This window comes from Xanthomonas sp. Leaf148, from assembly GCF_001423585.1.
In the GTDB taxonomy this organism is placed as follows: Bacteria; Pseudomonadota; Gammaproteobacteria; order Xanthomonadales; family Xanthomonadaceae; genus Xanthomonas.
The window spans coordinates 527,369-548,117 of the sequence record NZ_LMOP01000012.1; the positions used below are offsets into that span (position 1 = coordinate 527,369).

Annotated in this window: 8 protein-coding genes; 2 read left to right on the plus strand and 6 right to left on the minus strand. The window is 64.2% G+C overall.

Annotated elements, in window-relative coordinates; all coding sequences use genetic code 11:
- Positions 1–93: 93 nt before the first annotated feature.
- The 6 genes from ASF90_RS19355 to ASF90_RS19380 form a co-directional block, all read right to left on the minus strand.
- Positions 94–636, minus strand: coding sequence for a hypothetical protein (locus tag ASF90_RS19355; protein ID WP_055853889.1), 543 nt, complete (start codon positions 634–636; stop codon positions 94–96).
- A gap of 229 nt (positions 637–865) precedes the next feature.
- On the minus strand, positions 866–1,165 hold the full coding sequence (locus ASF90_RS19360) for a metallophosphoesterase family protein (protein ID WP_082473623.1): 300 nt from the start codon (positions 1,163–1,165) through the stop codon (positions 866–868).
- Positions 1,166–1,379: 214 nt separating this feature from the next.
- Positions 1,380–1,844, minus strand: coding sequence for a metallophosphoesterase family protein (locus ASF90_RS19365; RefSeq protein ID WP_055853891.1), 465 nt, complete (start codon positions 1,842–1,844; stop codon positions 1,380–1,382).
- Positions 1,845–1,992: 148 nt separating this feature from the next.
- The gene (glgB, locus tag ASF90_RS19370) at positions 1,993–4,176 is read right to left on the minus strand and encodes a 1,4-alpha-glucan branching protein GlgB (protein ID WP_055854014.1); all 2,184 of its coding nucleotides are present in this window, start codon (positions 4,174–4,176) and stop codon (positions 1,993–1,995) included.
- 11 nt (positions 4,177–4,187) lie between these two features.
- A complete protein-coding gene (gene treS, locus ASF90_RS19375; protein ID WP_055853894.1) occupies positions 4,188–7,538 on the minus strand; it encodes a maltose alpha-D-glucosyltransferase in 3,351 nt (1,116 codons plus the stop codon).
- Positions 7,535–10,648: a maltotransferase domain-containing protein gene (locus ASF90_RS19380; RefSeq protein ID WP_055853897.1), complete on the minus strand. Its 3,114-nt coding sequence runs from the start codon at positions 10,646–10,648 to the stop codon at positions 7,535–7,537. The genes treS and ASF90_RS19380 overlap by 4 nt, the downstream gene beginning before the upstream one ends.
- 917 nt (positions 10,649–11,565) lie before the next feature.
- On the opposite strand from ASF90_RS19380, the gene ASF90_RS19385 reads away from it, so the two are divergent.
- Both ASF90_RS19385 and ASF90_RS19390 read left to right on the plus strand, forming a co-directional pair.
- Positions 11,566–13,308 carry a ShlB/FhaC/HecB family hemolysin secretion/activation protein gene (locus ASF90_RS19385; protein WP_055853900.1) on the plus strand — a complete coding sequence of 581 codons (1,743 nt, stop codon included), beginning with the start codon at positions 11,566–11,568 and terminating at the stop codon, positions 13,306–13,308.
- 22 nt (positions 13,309–13,330) lie between these two features.
- Positions 13,331–20,749, plus strand: a 7,419-nt coding sequence (locus ASF90_RS19390; RefSeq protein WP_055853903.1) for a filamentous hemagglutinin N-terminal domain-containing protein, incomplete at its 3' end; no start/stop codon positions are given.

A 20,749-nucleotide genomic window follows, 5' to 3' on the forward strand; every position in this document is an offset into this window, starting at 1 on the left:
GGTTTCACGTGGGGAACCGATGATTCTTCTTCGAAAAATCCATCTTAGCCGTCAATCCTCTCCGGCCAGGGAATGGATCCCACACCTGCGGTGCTACGGAAAACCAGAGAAACGCTGGTACACCCAGTAAATCCTTGATGTCTCGGTGTCATAGGCCATGACGTTAATTGCATTCAAAGAAGATGGCAAGTCCGGACCAGCATAATCCGCTGGGTTCGACACCCGGGCGAAGAAAAAGCGTGAGGAATTCATTTCAGGGGGTTTTGGACATCCCTGCAAGTGATCTAATGGCATTTCAAATTTAAATAGATCAAATTCGTCATACTTGTCAGGGCCTCGGTACCAAATTCCGCGCGCCGCGTGACTTTCCCAGAACGTTTCTGGAATACTCGCCACATCGACAGCGTAGAAGTAGTACATGTCTCCGAAAAAATAATCGGTTTCCCCGCAGACTTGCGGTATCCCGCGCAAAGACGTGACCTGCCCGAGTCCACTGCGCTGCAACTGTTCGTGCATGCTGACGATGGTATCAAGGCGTTGCTGTAGTCCTAATACCATCCACAGATGCACGCCCGCTGCTGCGACGATCCCACATGCCAGCACAAGACGCTTCAATAGTTTGATCAGAATGCGCATCGATCATCCCGAGAGCCGATGGTATTACCATCGCATGGCGGCGCCCGCCACGCTAGCAGCCGCGCTTTTCAGCGGCGTTGAATTGGCTGGGCGGTTGCGCTTGCGTCGCAGACCATTGTTTGCGCCTGCGCAAGCTCATCATCTTCGGATAGCACAGCAGCAGACCGGTTGAGGATGCGCGTGCTGCCATAGCTCGCCAATCCGCCACTCGTTGCAGTCACCCATGGAATCAATGCGGCTCGAACACCTGCAATGCCGCGCGCGGCGGTCCATTACCCAACCACAACGTTGCCACACTGATCGGCAACCTGAAACGACGCGGACCGGCACTGCCCGGATTGATGTACAGCACGCCATCGCGCGTCTGGATCGAGGGTTTGTGCGAATGCCCGCTGATGACGATATCTGCCGCCACGCCTGGCGCCAGCGTTTTCAGATGCCGATGGTATGAAACCTGCACCCTCTCGCTGAATAGAACTAAAGGTGCAAGAGCCCAAGCACTCCGATCGCATCGCAGGGGTGCGCCCATGCGATGGCCGCGCACTACTGACCACCCGGTGTTCCGCGCACCGTTACCTTGCCTGGCATCGGTGCACGCGGCTGGCAGCAGACATACTCTTTGACTGTGGCGGCTTTGACTGTGGCGGCTTTGACACAGGCGGCTCGCACGACGGCAGACCGCTGAGACACGCTCGCACCGCCATCGCTCGACAGTTCACCGTCTCTGCCCGTTGCCAGCGGAATCACCGCAATTCCAGCAATTGCAGCGTCGCACACGGTAGTCCGTCGCCCAACCACAGGGTTGCAACGCTGATCGGCAAACTGAAACGACGTGGGCCTGCACTGCCCGGATTGACGTACAACACGCCATCGCGGCTGTGCACCGACGGCATGTGCGAATGACCGCTGATGACGACCTCTGCCGCCACGTCCGCCGCCAGTGTTTTCAGATCGTGCAGCACATGGATGCGCACGCCGGCGATCACCAGATCCAGCGTCTGCGGCAAGGCGGCCGCCCAGGGTTTGTCATCGATATTGCCGGCGATCGCGTGCACTGGCGCCAGCGCCTGCAATGCGGCCAGGACGTCGGGTTTGCCCACGTCACCGGCATGGATGAGCGCAGCGCATCCAGCAAGTGCCGTGACCGCTTCCGGCCTGAGCAGGCCGTGCGTGTCGGACACCAATCCGATGCGTAACGGGATAGGCATTGTCGATGTCTCAACCAGCAGGCAGCGGAGCGTTTTGCGCGGATGTTGGCATCGCCACACGGCACCTCAGCAGGCTGTCTTCGGCATGGCCCAGCCAGCCCATCGATCCGGCAGCGCCGGGCTTGCTGCCCGGCGCCGTGCAGTTAACTCAGCCGTGCGGCGTGAGCACGATGACACCCAGCGGCGGCAATAGCAGCGGCAACGACTGGGCGTGGCCGTGCATGGATTGCTGCTCGGCGGTCACGCTGCCACCGTTGCCCAGGTTGGCACCGCCATAGATGCCGGCATCGCTGTTGAACACTTCGCGCCATTGGCCGCCCTGCGGCACGCCGATGCGATACCCGTGCTGCACCACGGGGGTGAAGTTGATTACCACCAGCACCGGCGCATCGCCGCGTTTGCCCTTGCGCAGGAACGCGAGCACGCTGTTGGCCGCGTCATCGCCGACGACCCAGGCAAACCCGGATGGATCGTCGTCGTATGCGTGCAATGCCGGGTATTGCACATACAGCCGATTCAAATCGCGCACCAGTGTTTGCACACCGCGATGGCGCGGATCGTCGAGCAAGTGCCACGGAATGCCGCCGTCGTGATTCCATTCGGTGGGCTGGCCGAACTCGCAGCCCATGAACAGCAACTTGCGCCCGGGGTGGGTGAACATGAAACCCAGATACGCACGCAGATTGGCAAACCGCTGCCAGTCGTCGCCTGGCATGCGGCCCAGCAACGAGCCCTTGCCGTGCACCACTTCGTCGTGCGAGATCGGCAACACGAAGCGCTCCGAATACGCATAGACCATGCTGAAAGTCAGCTCGCCGTGGTGGTAGCGGCGGTAGATCGGGTCCAGCCCCGCGTAATGCAGGGTGTCGTGCATCCAGCCCATGTTCCACTTGTAGTGAAAGCCCAGGCCGCCATGCGCGACATCGGCGGTGACGCCGGGAAACGCGGTGGATTCTTCGGCAATCATCACCGCACCCGGGGTGTGCTCGCGCACCACGTCGTTGAGCCGGCGCAGGAATGCGATGGTTTCGTAATTCTCGCGTCCGCCGTGGATATTGGGCACCCACTCGCCGGCATTGCGGCTGTAGTCGCGATACAGCATCGAGGCCACCGCATCCACACGCAGGCCATCGACGTGGAAGCGCTGCAGGAACTCCAGCGCGCTGGCGATCAAAAACCCGGACACCTCGCGGCGGCCGTGGTTGTAGATCAGCGTATTCCAGTCGCGATGGAAGCCTTCGCGCGGGTCGGCGTGTTCGTACAGCGCGGTGCCGTCGAAATGCGCCAGGCCGTGCGCGTCGGTGGGAAAGTGCGCCGGCACCCAATCGACGATGACGCCGATACCTTCGCGGTGGCAGCGATCGACAAAGCGCGCAAAGCCATCGGGCGAGCCAAAGCGCGCGGTCGGTGCGAACAAGCCCAAGGGTTGATAGCCCCATGAGCCGCCGAACGGATGCTCGGTCACCGGCATTAGTTCGACGTGGGTGAAACCCATATCGGCCACATACGGAATCAGACGATCGGCCAGGCCATCCCAGTCCAGGTCCACGCCTTCTTCGCGCAGCCAGGAGCCGGCATGGATCTCGTAGACGCTCATCGGCGCGTCGTGCGCCTGGCGGCGCGCACGCGTGGCCATCCAGCCGTCGTCGCTCCACTGGTGCGGCGTAGGGTCGGCCACGATCGAAGCGGTGCCGGGTGCAAGCTCGGCGCGACGCGCGACCGGGTCGGCCTTGGCCGGCAGCTCGTGGCCGTGTGGGCCGCGCAGCTGATATTTGTAATGCGCGCCAGGGCCGACATCGGGCACGAACAGCTCCCACACGCCGGACTGGTGACGCAGCCGCATCGGGTGACGGCGCGCGTCCCAACTATTGAAGTCGCCCACCACCGCCACGCGCGAGGCATTGGGCGCCCACACAGCAAAGCGCGTGCCGCGCACGCCGTCTACCTCAACCACGTTCGCGCCCAGCGCATCGGCCAATTGCAGATGGTGGCCTTCGCTGATCAGGTGCAGGTCGAAGTCGCTGAGCTGCGGCCCGAACGCGTACGGGTCGGCCGTCTCCTGCTCGCCGCCGGGCCAGCCGATGCGCAGCCGATACGCGCCTTGTGCGGGCAACTCACCGGCAAACAGGCCCGCTTCCGGGCCGGCCTCCAGGGCAATCGTCTGCCCGTCGTCGAGCACGGCGCTGACATGGCCGGCGCCCGGCAGGTAGGTGCGCAGCAAGCGCCCTGCGTCGGTCGGGTGCGCGCCCAACACGGCGAAGGCATCGCCGTGGCGCGCTTCGGCCAGGGCGCGTACCACGCCGGGGTCCCATCGATTGGTCACTGCTGTCATCACTCCACTCATCATGTGTCTCCTGCACCGGCGCGTGCGCGTTGCAGGATGCGGCGCAAGCCTTCAATCGGCACCATCAACCAGCCCGGGCGATTGGCCGCTTCGTAACGCACTTCGTAACAGGCCTTCTCCACCAGGAACAGCAAGGTGGCTGCGTTGAACGCCGCCGGCGCAATCCACGGATGGGCGCTGGCGTCGAGCACGGCATGGTAAGCGTCCAGGAAGGCTTGCGTGGAGCGGCGGCGGAATTGCGCCAGGAATTCATCCAGGTGCGTGTCCACACCGACGCCTGCGCGTGCGGCGGTGCCTTCTTCGCCGCGTGCCGAAACCTCGCTGGCGTAATCGAGCGAGCGCAGGAAACCTGCCACATCGCGCAACGGGCTGGCCTTGGCGCGACGCTCGGCCAGCGGCTTGGCCGGCTCGCCTTCGAAGTCGATCAACACCACATCATCGAAGGCCACCAGGATCTGGCCCAGGTGGAAATCGCCATGCACGCGAGTCAGCAGCGAATCGGCCAGCACGCTCGGCGCCTTGGCCAGCAAGCTGTCCAGCTGCGGGCGCTCGGCGAGCACCGCTTCCAGTGCCTCGCGCTCGGTCGCGTCCTCGCTCCCCGACAAGCGCGCGTTGACCATCTCCCACATCTCTTCGACCTGCCGCGCCACACCGGCCACCACGTCGTTGGCCGTCGGCAGATCGATCCGCTGCGGTGCGAAGTCCGCATCGTCGGTGGCGCGCGACAAGGCTTCGTGCAACTCGGCCAGGCGCTTGCCGACCACGGCCGCAAACGCGTCGTAACCAGCGATGGCTTCGGCGCGCGATTCGTCGGTTTGCGCGGTGGCGTATTCGTCGAAGCTGCGCGCCAGATGGTCCAGCGTCCAGCGCCAGGCATCGCCCTGATTGCGGATAAAGCCCTGCAGCAGCGCGATGGTGGTGATGGTGCCCTGCCCGTCGACGCGGCTGACGCTGCCCAGCAGCGGCGCTGCATTGGCGTAGCCCAGCTCGGTCAGGCGGCGGCCGATTTCGATTTCCGGGTTCGCACCGATTGCTACATGCCGCAATAGCTTGAATACCGCCTTGTCGGCGACCACCAGCGAGCTGTTGCTCTGTTCGGCCGACAACCAACGGATGTCCGGATCGGCGGGGATCTCCAGCTTGGCCAGCGCCGGCGTCGCTTCGAAGCGCACCTGGCCTTGCTGCGAAGGATCATCGCCATCGCAGAAGTCCAGCGTCGCATTGGTGCGCAAGGCATCGATCACGCCACGCACCATCGGCTTGAGCGCAAACGCATCGGTGAGATAGCCCACCTCGCGCCCTTGCCGCACGCGCGCCAGGGCCAGCTGTTCGGCCAGAGTGCTGGGTTGGTCGCGCTCCCACACGATGCCGATCGGCAGCATGTAGGACGCGTGGTGGCCGTCTTCCAGCTCCACATCCAGCTCCAGCAAACTCATTGGCTCATCGCCCGGCAATGGCGTGCGGCGCGAGATGCGCACGCTGCGCAGCGCCTGATCCTTGGCCGAGAACCAGCGCCGCGCCGACAGCCACGCCGGCAGGATCTCGCCTTCCAGGGTGGGCAGATGCGGCAGCAGCGCGTTGCTTTCATCGGTGTCGCTGCGCAGTACCAGGGTGCGGTAGTCCGGCAACGGCACCGGGCTGGGCACATGCCAGTCCGGCAAGGTGCCTTCGCTGACCAGCTGAAACGCGTAGAAGCCGAACGGCGGCACCGTGAGCAAATAAGTCAGCCGGCCGATTGGCGGGAAGCTGCCTCCGCCGATGATGTCCACCGGCACGCGGCCTTCGAACTCGGACAGATCCAGCTCCACCGCCTGCAGTGTGTGCGACAGGTTGGCCACGCACAGCACGGTTTCGTCCTGATAGCAGCGCAGATACGCCAGCATGCGGCGGTTGCCTGGATACAAAAAGCGCAGCACGCCGCGGCCGAACGCCTGGTAGCGCTTGCGCACGCTGAGGATGCGGCGGGTCCAGGTCAGCAGCGAATGCTGGTCGCGGATCTGCGCTTCCACATTCACCGCCTGAAAGCCGTACAGCGGGTCCATCACCGGCGGCAGCACCAGCTGTGCCGGGTCGGCGCGCGAGAAACCGCCATTGCGGTCGACCGACCACTGCATCGGGGTGCGCACGCCATCGCGGTCACCCAGATGGATGTTGTCGCCCATGCCGATCTCATCGCCGTAATACAGCACCGGCGTGCCCGGCATGGTCAGCAACAAGGAGGTCATCAATTCGATGCGGCGGCGGTCGCGCTCCAGCAGCGGCGCCAGGCGGCGACGGATGCCCAGATTGATGCGTGCGCGACGGTCCGAGGCGTAGGTCTGCCACAGATAATCGCGCTCCGAATCGGTGACCATTTCCAGCGTCAACTCATCGTGGTTGCGCAGGAAGATCGCCCACTGGCAGCTCTCCGGAATCTCCGGGGTCTGACGCATGATGTCGGTGATGGGGAAGCGGTCTTCGCGCGCGATTGCCATGTACATGCGCGGCATCAGCGGGAAGTGGAACGCCATATGGCATTCATCGGCGTTCTGGCCGAAGTATTGCTGGGTATCTTCCGGCCACATATTGGCTTCGGCCAGCAGCATGCGGTCCGGGTATTCGGCATCCAGGGTGGCGCGGATCTTGCGCAGGATGGCGTGGGTCTCGGGGAGATTTTCGTTGGAGGTACCGGAGCGCTCGATCAGGTACGGCACCGCGTCCAGACGCAGGCCATCCACACCGCGGTCCAACCAGAAGCGCATCACTTCCAGCACCGCTTCCAGCACGGCGGGGTTGTCGAAATTCAGGTCCGGCTGATGCGAATAGAACCGATGCCAGAAGTACTGGCCGGCCACCGGGTCCCAGGTCCAGTTGGACTTTTCGGTGTCGCAAAAAATGATGCGTGTGCCTTCGTATTCCTGATCGGTATCCGACCACACGTAGAAGTCGCGCTCCGGCGAGCCGGCCGGCGCGTTGCGTGCACGCTGGAACCACGCATGCTGATCGGAGGTGTGGTTGATCACCAACTCGGTGACCACGCGGATGCCGCGCGCGTGCGCCTGCGCCACCAATTGCTCGAAGTCGGCGATGGTGCCGTAGTCCGGATGCACCGCCATGTACTCGGCGATGTCGTAACCGTCGTCGCGGCGCGGGCTCGGGTAGAACGGCAGCAACCAGATGGTGTCCACGCCGAGTTCGGCGATGTAATCCAGCTTGGAAATCAGTCCCGGAAAATCGCCGATGCCATCGTCGTTGGAGTCGAAAAACGACTTGACGTGCACCTGGTAGATGATCGCGTCCTTGTACCAAAGCTGATCTGCGATCACCGCCGATTGTTCTGCGTCGGCCTGTAAAGCGGGAACTGCATTCATGCGACCTCTCCTGCGCGGATGCGCCATAACGCGAACGGTCGCGCTGCCTCTACACGGATGTGCTGGTGTTTGCCTTGCCACTCGAACCGATGCCCGTCCCACAGATCTTCCACCGCAACGGTGGCGTGATCGGGTAAGCCCAGTTCCCACAACGGGATTTCGATATCCGCTTCCTGGCCGGCATGCGGGTCCAGGTTGATCGCCACCAGCACCATGCTGCGGCTGCGCGACAGATACCCGGCATCCAGGAACTTGCCGAAATACAGCACCTGGTCGTTATGCACCTGATAGAAGCGCGTCCCCAGATGCGATTGCAGTTCCGGGTGCATGCGGCGCAGCTGATTGAAGCGGGTGATCTCATCGACGATATCGCCGGGCGCGCGCTCGGGCCACGCACGCAACTGGAATTTCTCCGAGTCCAGATACTCTTCCTTGCCCGGTGCCAGCGGTGTGGCCTCGCACAATTCGAAGCCCTGGTACATGCCCCACAACCCGGACAACGTCGTCGCCAATGCAGCGCGGATCAAATGCCCGTTGCGCCCGCTGGTTTGCAGGAACAAAGGATTGATGTCTGGCGTATTGACGAAGAAGTGCGGGCGGAAGCACTCGCGCGGCACGCCTTCGTTCAACTCTTCCACATAGTCCTGCAGCTCGTGCTTGTGGTTGCGCCAGGTGAAATAGGTGTACGACTGCGAAAAGCCGCTCTTGGCCAAGCGGTACATCATCTTCGGCCGGGTAAAGGCTTCGGACAAAAACACCACGTCGGGGCGACGCCCGCGCACATCGGCAATCAACCACTCCCAGAACGGGAACGGCTTGGTGTGCGGGTTGTCCACCCGAAACAGCGTGACGCCTTCATTGACCCAGAACAGCACTGCGTCGCGCAGCGTGTTCCATAAGTCCGGCACCGCGCCGCTGGCGTAGAAATCGACGTTGACGATGTCCTGGTATTTCTTCGGCGGATTTTCCGCATACGGGATGGAACCGTCCGCGCGCCAGGTGAACCAGTCCTTGTGATCGCGTAGCCACGGATGGTCCGGCGCACACTGGATCGCAAAATCCAGCGCCACTTCCAGACCATGCGCACGCGCGGCCTGGATCAAGCGACGGAAACCCTCCAGCCCACCGAGCTCGGCATGCACCTCGGTGTGGCCACCGTCGGTGGCGCCGATCGCGTACGGGCTGCCCGGCTCGCCATCGACGGCGGTGACCGAGTTGTTGCGCCCCTTGCGGTTCTTCGCCCCGATCGGATGGATCGGCGGCATGTACAGCACATCGAAGTGCATCGCGCGGATATGCGCCAGGCGTTCGATCACATCGTCAAAGGTGCCGTGCCGCGCCACATCGCCGCTTTGCGAGCGCGGGAACAGCTCGTACCAGCTGGCAAAGTGCGCCGCGCGACGTTCCGATTCCACCCGGTAGGTCACCGGCGTCTCGGAGCGGAACGGCTTGTTGTCGGCCAGCGCCATCGCCTGCGCGGTGTCCGGTTCCAGCACGATGGCCAGTTGTTGCAGCGGCTCACTCTGCGCACCGATGCGGGTGAGCAGGGCCTGCAAACGCTCGGCCAACGCACCGGTGTTGCGTGCATGCGCAGCCTGCACTACGGCCACCGCCTCCTGCACGTCTACCGGCAACACCGTGTTGGCCGCGCGCTTCTTTTCCAGATCCGCATGCAAGGTGGCGAAGACATCGCGCCAGCCTTCCACACGGAATTCATAGGTGCCGATGCGCTCCAGCGGGAACTCTGCGCGCCACCGGTCGTTGCCCAGCGCACGCATCGGCGCGCTGGACCAGGTCTTGGCATCGGCCGGCCGCCACAGCACCGCCACCGCGATGCGGTCGTGCCCGTCGCAGAAGGCATCGGCTTCCACGCAGATGCGGTCGCCCACCGTGCGCTTGACCGGGAAGCGGCCGTTATCGACCGAGGGCGTCACCGATTCGATGCACACCCGCGGCCAGGCAGCTGCAGTCTGCGCACGCGGCCGCATACGCGGCACCGCCAGCACATGGCGTGCCGGCACGCTGCGGTATACGCGCACCTCGCCCGGTTCCAATGCGTCGAGCGTTGCGCCGGACAAGGTGCGGCCATCCTCGGCCACCAACGCCTCGGCATCGCCAAGCAGCCGCAACAGATCCGATGCCGGCACCGGCACCACATGCCGCGTATCGCCATTGATCAATAACAAGGCGGGCAAACCGCCCAACGGCTCGACCGCAACCGCTGTCAGGCCGGTGGATTCGCGGAGCAGCGGGCGCAGCCGCATGCCGGCATTGCTGGTCGGCAACCCATCGGCCGCGCGGATCGACTGCGGCAAGGCATCCAGCTGCGTATCGTCCAGCAACCAGGCGCCACCCAGGGCCAGCGCCAGCTGCCAGTGCTGCTCGGGCGATGCCGCACGCTTGCCATCGGGCGCATCGAGCACGGCAATGACCTGCGACGCCAGCGCACGCAGCGCAGTGTCTTCATCGAAGAACCAACTGCCGCGCCCGTCCCACCACGCCAACGACGAAAACGCCGCATCGAAGCCGGCACCGGACAACTGCTGCAAGGCTTCCAGACCCAACCCGGGCGTCCACGCCGCAAACACCACCTCCGGCGCCTGCGCATGCACGCGCGCAATCAACTCGCGCCAGCGCTGCACGGGCACCTGTTGCGGCTGCAATAGCCGGAAACCGCCAACGCCCTGCCCGACCCACTCCAGCAAGCGCGCACTCCACCACTCCACCAGCGCCGCACCTTCCTGCGCATAGGCAAAGCGCGCCTCGGCCACCTCCGGCGTGGCCCGCGGCTGACGCGGGTCCGGCACCGCCGTGCTGCGTGCACGAAACCACTGCGGGTTGTCACGCACCACCGCACTGGCGCCACCGATTTCATCCAGGCGCACATCGATCAGCAGCTTCACGCCCGCGCGGTGCGCCGCCTGCGCAGCATCGCGCAGGTGGTCGTCGTGCGCATCGGCACCAGCCGCCGGCTCGATCAACCGACCTTCCGCATCACGCGCGAATGGTGCCGCCATCACCACGTAGTCGCAGCCCGCCCCGCGGGCCGCACTGCAGCGCTGCTCCAGCCCGGCAGACGAAGACACCTCATTGAGAACACAGATCCGCATGACGCCTCCTCAGCAGACCACGGCGCGCGAACGCACCGTGACGGTGGGAGACATATCGCACGCGTCATGTCGCCACGCCGCAGCGACTCGCGGAGGAAGCGCCGGTCCAACACCCGCCTGGATCACGCCTTGCCGCCCCGACCCCTGCCAGCGCGACGCCCGACCGACCCTGCTACCTGTGACTGCACTCATGCGCAACTCCGCAACAATTCTTGACCCATGCAGTCAAACACTCCCACTGCGAATTTCATGTGTCGGTCGAATTGACGAAAATCAAACAAGCGCGGCGGTGCGGGTGAGACGGCACGAGAACGCGCCGTGGAAGAGGTCGGCTGCATCGCTGACGGTGGCGCAAGACAACGCGTGGGACATAGACAGACCGGTTGACGTGTCATCTGCGCGACAACATCCATCGCGACGTTTGATCCACGTCGATGCTGTGTGGGTGTCGTCTTGGCCTTGCTGGCAACCCTGGTCATGCAGTCGAGGCTGTGAAGCGGTAACGCGCTGTCGCTACCGATGCAAGTCAGAGCAAGAGCAAATCACATGCAACGAAACCAAAAATGATGGCTAACACAATTAGAAATTTGAGCGGATCAGCCTGAATATCTAACCGATAACAGCAATTAACCTGCAGCCGCGTGAACTCATGAATTCACGCGTTCGATCTAAATAAATAAATCTTGATATTTCTGTATATAAATTTAATTAGTGAATATTTCGATAAGAATTCATCTACTGAAAAAGCAGCCAAATCGCTAATTTCAATAGCGAAATTTGTTTCTCCTCGTATCACGATCTGCGATAGAAGGTCAGGATTTTTCCTACAGGCAAGCTCTTCCGTTTGCATTAAAATATCGTTAGGGGCGGCGCGGAAGCGTCGGTAAGTCGTTATCGAGTCGGGCGGTCATCTGCACATGGATTCAGGCAAAAAAGGAAGGGCACGCATGCGTGCCACGTGGTGTATTGCGCTTTTTGCGGGCACGGCAGCCCAGGTCTCTGCGCAACAGATCGTCGATCCCGCCGCGCAGGAGTTGTTGCGGCAGCAGGAGCGCGAGCGCGTTCTGCGCGAGCAACAGGAGGCGCGGCCGGATGTTCGCCTGAAACGCGCCCCGGACGATGGCGTCGAGCGTCTTCCAACCAATGAATCGCCGTGCTTTCGGATCGAACGCATCGTGCTCGATGGGCAGGCTGCGGATGAATTCCGTTGGTCATTGAAAGCTGCCAACCCTCGGCAAGACCCCGCCATTGGTCGTTGCCTGGGCACCGACGGCATCAACCTGGTGATGAAGCGTGTGCAGAACGCGGTCATTGCACGCGGCTATGTGACCACGCGCGTGCTAGCCGCGCCACAGGATCTCACTGGCGGCACCCTGACGTTGTCGCTGGTCCCCGGGCGTGTGCATACCGCCCGCTTCAGCGACCCGACATCCGCACGTGCAGCGATCGCCAATGCTGTGCCTGCACGTAGCGGCGATCTGCTCAATCTGCGCGACATCGAGCAGGGCCTGGAAAACTTTCAGCGTGTGCCGACCGTGGTTGCCGACATCCAGATCGCTCCTGCCGAAGGCCAGGGAACCGGCCCGGGAGAGAGCGACCTGGCCATTGCGTGGCAACAGCGCTCACGTGTGCGCGCCAGCCTGAGCCTGGACGATGCCGGCAGCGACGCCACCGGCAAACTGCAGGCAAACGGAACACTGTCGCTCGACAATCCCCTGGGCCTCAACGAGTTGTTCTACGTCAGCCTCGGCAAGGGCGTGTTCAATGGTGCCGGCAAGGACACCGATAGCTGGACGGTGCACTACGACGTTCCCTACGACTACTGGCTGTTTGGCGTCACCGCCAGCGCATACGACTACAGCCAGGCAGTGGCCGGCGCGATCGAGACTTATGATTACAGCGGGCGCAGTCGCACTGCCGAAGCGCGCATCGATCGCCTGCTATTTCGCAATGCCACGATCAAGTTCGGGGCGTATGGGCGTGGCTGGTGGCGACAGTCCACCAGCGCCATCGACGACACCGAAATCGAAGTGCAACGGCGGCGCACCGCCGGCTGGGAAGTTGGCCTGAACCACCGCCAGTTCCTGGGCAAAGTCACCCTGGACGCAAGCGTTGCGTATCGACGCGGCACCGGTGCGTTCGATGCATTGCGGGCTCCGGAAGAACTTGCACGCGCGTTCGACCCGTCGATTCCGCTCGAAGGCACCTCGCGCATGAAACTCATCGTCGCCGACGCCCAGCTGACGGTGCCGTTCCAACTTGGCTCTCAACGTCTGCGTTACAGCGCGTCCTGGCGTGCGCAGTGGAACCGCACCCCACTGGCGCCGCAGGACCGCTTTGCGATCGGCGGGCGCTTCACCGTGCGCGGGTTCGATGGCGAATTGACGCTCAGCGGCGACCGTGGCTGGTCGCTACGCAATGACCTCAGCCTGGCACTCGGTGGCGGGCTAGAGACGTATCTGGGCGCCGATTACGGCCACATCGGTGGGCAGTCCGCGCGCTTTCAGAGCGGCGACCATCTGGCCGGCATGAGCCTGGGCCTGCGCGGGGGATGGCAACACGTCTCCCTAGACGGGTTCGTCGGCGCCGCGCTGGAAAAACCGGCGAACTTCCCGACCGACTACACCACGTTCGGCTTCAGCCTGTCCTGGCGCTACTAAATATTCCACAAGGATTAGTGACATGAATCGCGTCTACCGTCTGGTCTTCAATCGCGCGCTGCGCGTGTGGCAAGTGGCATCCGAGTTGGTCCGTGCACCGGGTGGCAGCACGGGTGTTGCCGCTACGCGCGCGCACAGGCTCACGATGGAGCCACTGCAGTTTGCGATGTTGTGCGCGCTCGGCTTGGTCGGTGTCATCGACCTTGCTCAGGCACAGTCGGCTGGCCGTATCGTGGCCGATCCAGCCGCGCCAGGTGGCGAGCGCCCGACGGTCCTGACCGCTCCCAATGGCGTGCCGATGGTCAACATCACCACGCCGTCGGCCGCAGGCGTGTCGCGCAATCGCTATTCGCAGTTCGACGTCGGCCGCGAAGGCGCCATCCTCAACAATGCCCGTGGACAGACACAGACCCAAATGGGCGGCTGGGTGCAGGGCAACCCGTGGTTGGCCACCGGCAGCGCCAGGGTGATTCTCAATGAGGTCAACGGGCCGGCGAGCCGGCTCAATGGCTACGTGGAAGTCGCCGGGCCTCGCGCAGAAGTGATCATTGCCAATCCAGCCGGCATCCAGGTCGACGGTGGCGGGTTCCTCAACGCCAGCCGGGTGACGCTGACTACCGGCACACCTATCCTCTCCGGCGGGGCGCTGGAAGGCTATCGTGTGACCGGCGGCGCCATCCAGGTGGGCGGTGCGGGCCTGGATACCAGCGGCGCGGATTACACCGATCTGATCACCCGCTCGCTGCAGGTCAATGCCGGCATCTGGGCAAATCAGCTGCAGGCCAGCCTGGGCAACAACGTGGTCAGTGCCGACCAGGCACGCATCGCGCCGCAGACCGCCACCGGTCAGGCACCCACCTTCGCACTGGACGTCGGCGCGCTGGGCGGCATGTTTGCCAACAAGATCTGGCTGGTCGGCAACGAACGCGGTGTCGGCGTGCGCAATGCCGGCAACATCGGCGCGCAAGCCGGCGAACTGGTCGTCACGGTGGATGGCCGGCTGGAAAACACCGGTGCCTTGCAATCGCGGCAAGACACGCGCATCACCTCAACTGGCGGTATCGCCAATGCCGGCACGCTGAGCGCCACGCGCGAATTACGCGCATCCACAGTGGCCGATCTGGACAACAGCGGTGGCGTGCTCAATGCGCAACGGCTGCAGATTGATGCGGCTGCATTACGTAACCAGAACGGCACTATCGAGCAGACCGGCGTGCAGGCACTGGCATTGAATGCCGGCAGTGTGCGTAACCGTGCCGATGGCAGCATCGGCGCAATCGCCGCCGTCGCGCCAAGCGACGGTGCAACGCCCGGCACCGGTGGCGACAACGGCGGCAACGGCAATAACGGCAGCACCGACGGTGGAAACGGCGGTACACCGCCTCCCGTCAGCGTGCCGACGCCTGGCATTGTGCCGCTTGCCGCAGGCGCGCTGACCGTCTCCGGCCTGATGGACAACGATGGTGGCCGCATCAACGGCGGCGGCTCGGTCTCGCTGTCGGCTGCAAATGGGCTGGACAACAGTGGCGGGCGGTTGGGCGTGTCCGCACTCAGCGCACGCGGCGACCTGAGCAATCGCGCCGGCACGCTCGCCGTCTATGGCGATGCCGATCTGCAGCTTGGCGCCTTGGTCAACGACCAGGGCCGCCTCACCGTGGCCAATACACTCGGCCTGGACACACAGGCGCTGAGCAACCGAGGCGGTGAACTGCGTCATGCCGGCGGTGCAGCGACCGCCTGGCAGGTGCGTGGGCTGCTGGATAACCAGGGCGGCGTGATTTCCAGCAATGCGGCAGCGCTGCAACTCAGCGCACAGGCAGTGGTCAATGCGCAGGGCCGCATCGAACACGCCGGAACGCAAGGTCTGACGTTGTCGGCGCAGGACTGGTCCGGTGCCGGCGGCAGCATCGCCACACCGGGCGCGCTCACCTGGCGCGCAGGTGCGGTGGATCACCGCAATGCCACGGTGAGCACCACACAGCTCGAGCTGCAGGCAACCAGCCTCGATAACCGTGGTGGCGCGCTGCTCTCGACCGGCATTCAACCGGCGACGTTGCAAGTACGCGACCGCCTCGACAACGGCGATGGCGGCACCGTTGCCAGCAATGGCGATCTGCGTCTTCGCGCTGGCACGTTGGGCAACGCGGGTGGCCAGATTCAGCAGGCCGGTAGCGGCATGCTGACCATCGATACCACCGCACTCGAGGGCCGCGCAGGACGCCTGATCAGCAACGGTGGGCTGGCGATCAATGGCGGGCGCATCGATCTTGCGCAAGGCGTCACGTCCGCCCAGCAGATTGGCATCGCTGCGGACACGCTCAGTACCGCGGGCGGCCGCCTGACATCGCTTGGCGATCAAGCGCTGCGACTGACCGTGCGCGACAGCCTGGACAACCGCGATGGCAATCTTGCCAGCAATGCAGGCATCAACATCGTTGCAGGCTCCGTCGATAACCAGCGCGGCACGATCCTGGCGGCAGGCAGCGAACAGGCCGCCCTGGTCGTGGACGGCACATTGGACAACAGCGCCGGAACGATTTCCGGCAATGGCGCGGTGCAGCTGCAAGCCGGCAGCGTGATCAATCGCGGCGGCACGGTCGTTGCAGCCAATGGCGCTGCATTGCAGGTCACTGCAAGCAATCTGCTGGACAACAGCCAGGGCGGCCGCCTCGCCGCCAGTGGCAACCTCACCGCACGTGCGTCCACGCTGGACAACCGTGGCGGCGCCATCGAACACGCCGGTACCGGCACCTTGAACGTCGACGCCGATACGCTCCAGGGCGCAGGCGGTAAATTGCTCAGCCTGGGGACGCTGCAGCTGGACGGCGGCGACCTCGCTCTTGGCGCCGGCAGCACCACCCAGGCCGAGCGCATCGTTGTCGATGCCGGCAACCTCAGCACCGCAGGCGGCCAGCTGAGTGCGACCGGTACAGATGCGTTACGCCTCACCCTGACCGGTGCGCTCAACAACGATGGCGGCACTATCGCCGGCAACGGCGCGTTCGCCGTGCAGGCCGCGGCGCTATCCAACCGCGGCGGAACCCTGGTGGCCGCTGGCAGCGCCGACGGCCGTCTCGACATCAGCGGGCAACTGGACAATGCAAACGGCCGCATTGCCAGCAACGGCAATACCCTGCACATCGGTGCAGATCGGCTGATCAATCAGGACGGAACGCTCAGCCACTCCGGCACCGGTGGTCTGGAGATCGCAGTCACACGGCTGGACGGCAGCAAGGGCACCATCGTGACCGGCGGCGCGTTGTCGGTGACAGCAACCGCGATCGATCACCGTGACGCAACCATCGGTGCAGACAGCGTGGAGCTGCAGGCACAGACCCTGGACAACCGCGGCGGACGCATCGTGGCCAGTGGCAGCACGGCGAGCACTCTCCGTGCCAATGTAGTGAACAATGCCGGCGGCACCGTTGCAGGCAATGGCGACCTGTCGCTGACCAGCGATGTGCTGGACAACACACGAGGCACGATCCAGCACGCAGGCAGCGGCCAACTGCAGATCGATGCACAGACACTTGCCGGCAACGCGGGCAAGCTGATCAGCAACGGCAGCTTGCACGTGACCGGCCAGAGCACCGATCTACGCAATGCCACCACCTCTGCACGCACCATTGCAGTGGACACCGGCAACCTCACCACCGCAGGCGGCCAACTGTCGGCAAGCGGCGACCAGCAGCTGCGGCTGAGCGTTGGCAATACGCTCGACAACACTGGCGGCACCATCGGCGGCAACGGTGTGCTGGCAATCGGCGCACAGACGCTCATCAATACCCAGGGGACGCTGCAGGCCGCAGGTACGGGGCAGTCCACGCTGAACATCGACCAGGCCTTGCACAACCAGCGGGGCAAGGTCCTGCTGGCCGGTGACGGGCGCGTCGCCGCTGCAAGCATCGACAACCAGGCCGGTACCTTGCACGCAGCAGGCGGCATGTTGCGGGTAGACGTGGAGGGACTACTCGACAATCGCAGCCAGGGCGTGGTGTCCAGTACAGCTCAACTCGTCCTGGATGCCGGCACCCTCGATAACGCGACCGGCAACGTCGTCGCCGGCACCGATCTCACGCTCGTCACCGATAACGCCATCGGCAACAACGGCGGCGCCATCCAGGCGACCAACGCACTGCGCCTGGAAGCGGCCGGTCTTTCCAACCGCGCCGGCAACATCATTGGCGGCAGCGCGGTGGTCGATACGCGGGCGCAGCTGCTGGACAACGTCGGCGGTACCATCGGCAGCCAGGTCGGCACGCTGGAAATTCGCAGCGGCGCACTCAACAACGCCGGTGGTCGACTGCAGTCGCAAGCAGCCTTGTTGCTGCAAACCAATGGCCAAGCGATTACCAATACCGGCTCCGGCAGCAATGGCGGCATTCTCGCCAGCGGCCGTCTGCAGGTAGATGGCGGTGCATTGGATAACCGTGGCGGTGCGGTGTTTGCGCAAGGCGATGCACGCCTGACGGTCGCCAGCGTCGATAACAGCGCCGCTGGGGCATTGAGCGCCGCAGGCAATTTCGCGCTCACCAGCACGCGCATGAACAACGTCGGCGGCCGACTGCAGGCGGGGCAGAACGTCGACCTGACCTTGAACGGTGCGCTCGACAACCAAGCGGGCCTGGTCGCTGCAGGCAACGTACTGACCTTGCATGCGTCCACCGTGGATAACCGCACCACGCGTGGCACCGGCGCACTGGGTCTGCAGGCCGGGCAGTTGCAGCTGCAGGCGCAATCGCTGGATAACCGCCAAGGACAAGTCATCACCGACGCTGCAGGCAACCTGCAACTGACGTCGTCGCTCAACAATGCAGGCGGCCAGATTTCCTCTGGCGGCAGCCTGGACATGCGTGCCGATGCAGTCGCCAACAGCGCCGGCCTGCTGCGGTCGGACGGCAACCAGAGCGTGACCGCACGCAACCTCAGCGGCGACGGGCAACTGCAGTCGCAGAGCAATCTCACCCTCAGCTTGCGCGAAGGCCTGACCAACACCGGCGAGATGAGCGCCAACGGCACCCTGGCCATCCAGACCGATGGAGACTTGTCCAATCAAGGCATCCTGCGTGCAGGCAACCTCGACCTGGCTGCGCGCAACGTCGACAACGCCGCCAATGGCGAGATCAGCAGCCAGGGCATCACGCACATCAAGACAGGCGGCCAGCTGGTCAATCGCGGGCTGATCGATGGTGCGGTGACCCACCTGGAAGCTGCCACGCTGGACAACGTCGGCACCGGACGCGTGTATGGCGACCATGTCGCAATCGCCGCAGGTCTGCTGCAGAACCGTGCCGAAACCATTGCCGGCGTCACCCGCGTGGCCACGGTGGCCGCACGCGAGCGCCTGGACCTGGGCGTGGGTCAACTGACCAATACCGATCGTGGCCTGATCTATAGCGATGGCGATGCCGCCATTGGCGGCAGCCTGGATGGCAATCGCCTGGCCACCGGCGTGGCACGGCAGATCGACAACCTGGGCTCCGTGATCGACGTAGCCGGCGATCTCGATCTGCAAGCGACCACAGTCAACAATATTCGCCAGAACGTGGTGGTGACTCAAACCACCACCACCCTGGCTCCGGTGCGCCTGGATCAGCCGACCTGGCGTAACAACGGCGAGAACGACACGTCCAATATTCGTTCGACCAGCAATTACGCGGCCCTCGAGATCTACTATCTCAGTCCTGACGATATTCTTGAGGACACGCCCTACACCACCCCGGACGGCTATCAGGTGCGTCGCGCGGTTATCCGCGTCACGCCACAGACCAGCGCTTATTTCTTCGCACGCGGCGGCATGTATCAAGCCACGGGCGAGCGATCGCGCCTGAATTCGCAATCGGGCACGCTGACCATCTACTACACCGGCCGCCAGGACAACCAGGTCAATCCGGACCAGGTGACCGCGGGCGCGGACGACCCGTTCCGAGAGCTGTCGCAGATCCAGCCCGGCTCGCCCGCGTTTCGCTATAACAGCGACACCTTGCAGTACTCCAACGCCTACGGCACCTGCACCACCAATTGCGTGCAGCTGTGGGCGCAGTTCGCCTATACCGATCCCGATCACATCCTGATGAATCCGCAGGGCACCGGTGGCGGCAGGCTCAATGACAACGAGCGTTATCGGATTGCCACCCGTACCGTGGTCGAAGATGTATTGCAGCCGGGTGCAGGACCAGAGGCGGTCATCCAGGCCGGCGGCACCCTGCGGATCGGCACCGATGCGTTACGCAACGAATACGCACGCATCGCCGCTGGCGGCGATCTGGCGATCACAGGGCTGACGCATACCGCCAGTATCACCAACCTCGCTTACACCCTGTTCCGCACACATAGCTTCAGCAACGTCACCACCGCCTACAACGGCACGACCCGGAGCTGGAGCAACCCCTCCATCTCCGAGCAGATTGGCCAGATCGGGAGCCAGCTCACCAGCGGTGGCACGCTGAGCATCGATGTCGGCGATGTGAGCAACCTCAACCAGGGGCGCGACGCACCCAACGTGCGCGATGGCGCTGCGGTTGCCAACCTCAACATCCGCGGGTCGCAAGCAGCGCCCACCGGCACCGGCATAGGTGGCATTGCCGGCCCGGGTGGCGTGGCGACCAATGCCGCCGACCGCGCGCTGGCGGCGGCAACGCAGACCGCAGGACAGAGCGGCGCCGGCAACGTCGGCGGCGTCGGGAGCAGCGGCCCGGTGACGGGCGCACGTGTGGTCGATGCGGCCGGCGGCTCGCCGGACCGTATCGCAATGGGCACGCCCGATACCCGCGCACCTAGCGGCAGCCTGTTCACGCTCAGGCCCGCCAGCGGCAACTACCTGGTCGAAACCGACCCGCAGTTCGCCGATTACCGCAGCTGGCTGGGCTCGGACTATCTGCTCAATCAGATGGGGTATTCCGCCGATGCGGTGCAAAAGCGCCTGGGCGATGGCTTCTACGAGCAAAAGCTGGTGCGCGAGCAGATTGGCCAACTCACTGGCCGGCGTTTTCTGGAAGGCTACAAGAGCGACGAAGCCCAGTACCAGGCATTGCTGGATGCCGGCGCCACCGTCGGCAAGGCCTGGAACCTGCGTCCGGGCGTAGCACTGACCGATGCGCAGATGGCCCAGCTCACCAGCGACATCGTCTGGCTGGTGGAGCAGACCGTCACCCTGCCCGATGGCAGCACCACCACCGCCCTCGTACCGCAGGTATACCTGCGGTTGCGCCCCGGCGACCTGGACGCCGGCGGCGCGCTGCTAGCCGGTGCCAACGTCGACGTCACCCTGGCCGGTGGCCTGAAAAACACCGGCACCATTGCCGGACGCCAGCTGGTGTCCATCGATGCCGGCCGCATCGAACACCTGGGCGGCAGCATCAGCGGCGACCAGGTGGGGCTGCGCTCGGCCAGCGACATCCGTATCGAAGGCGCCAGCGTCAGTGCAGTGGATGCGCTGAGC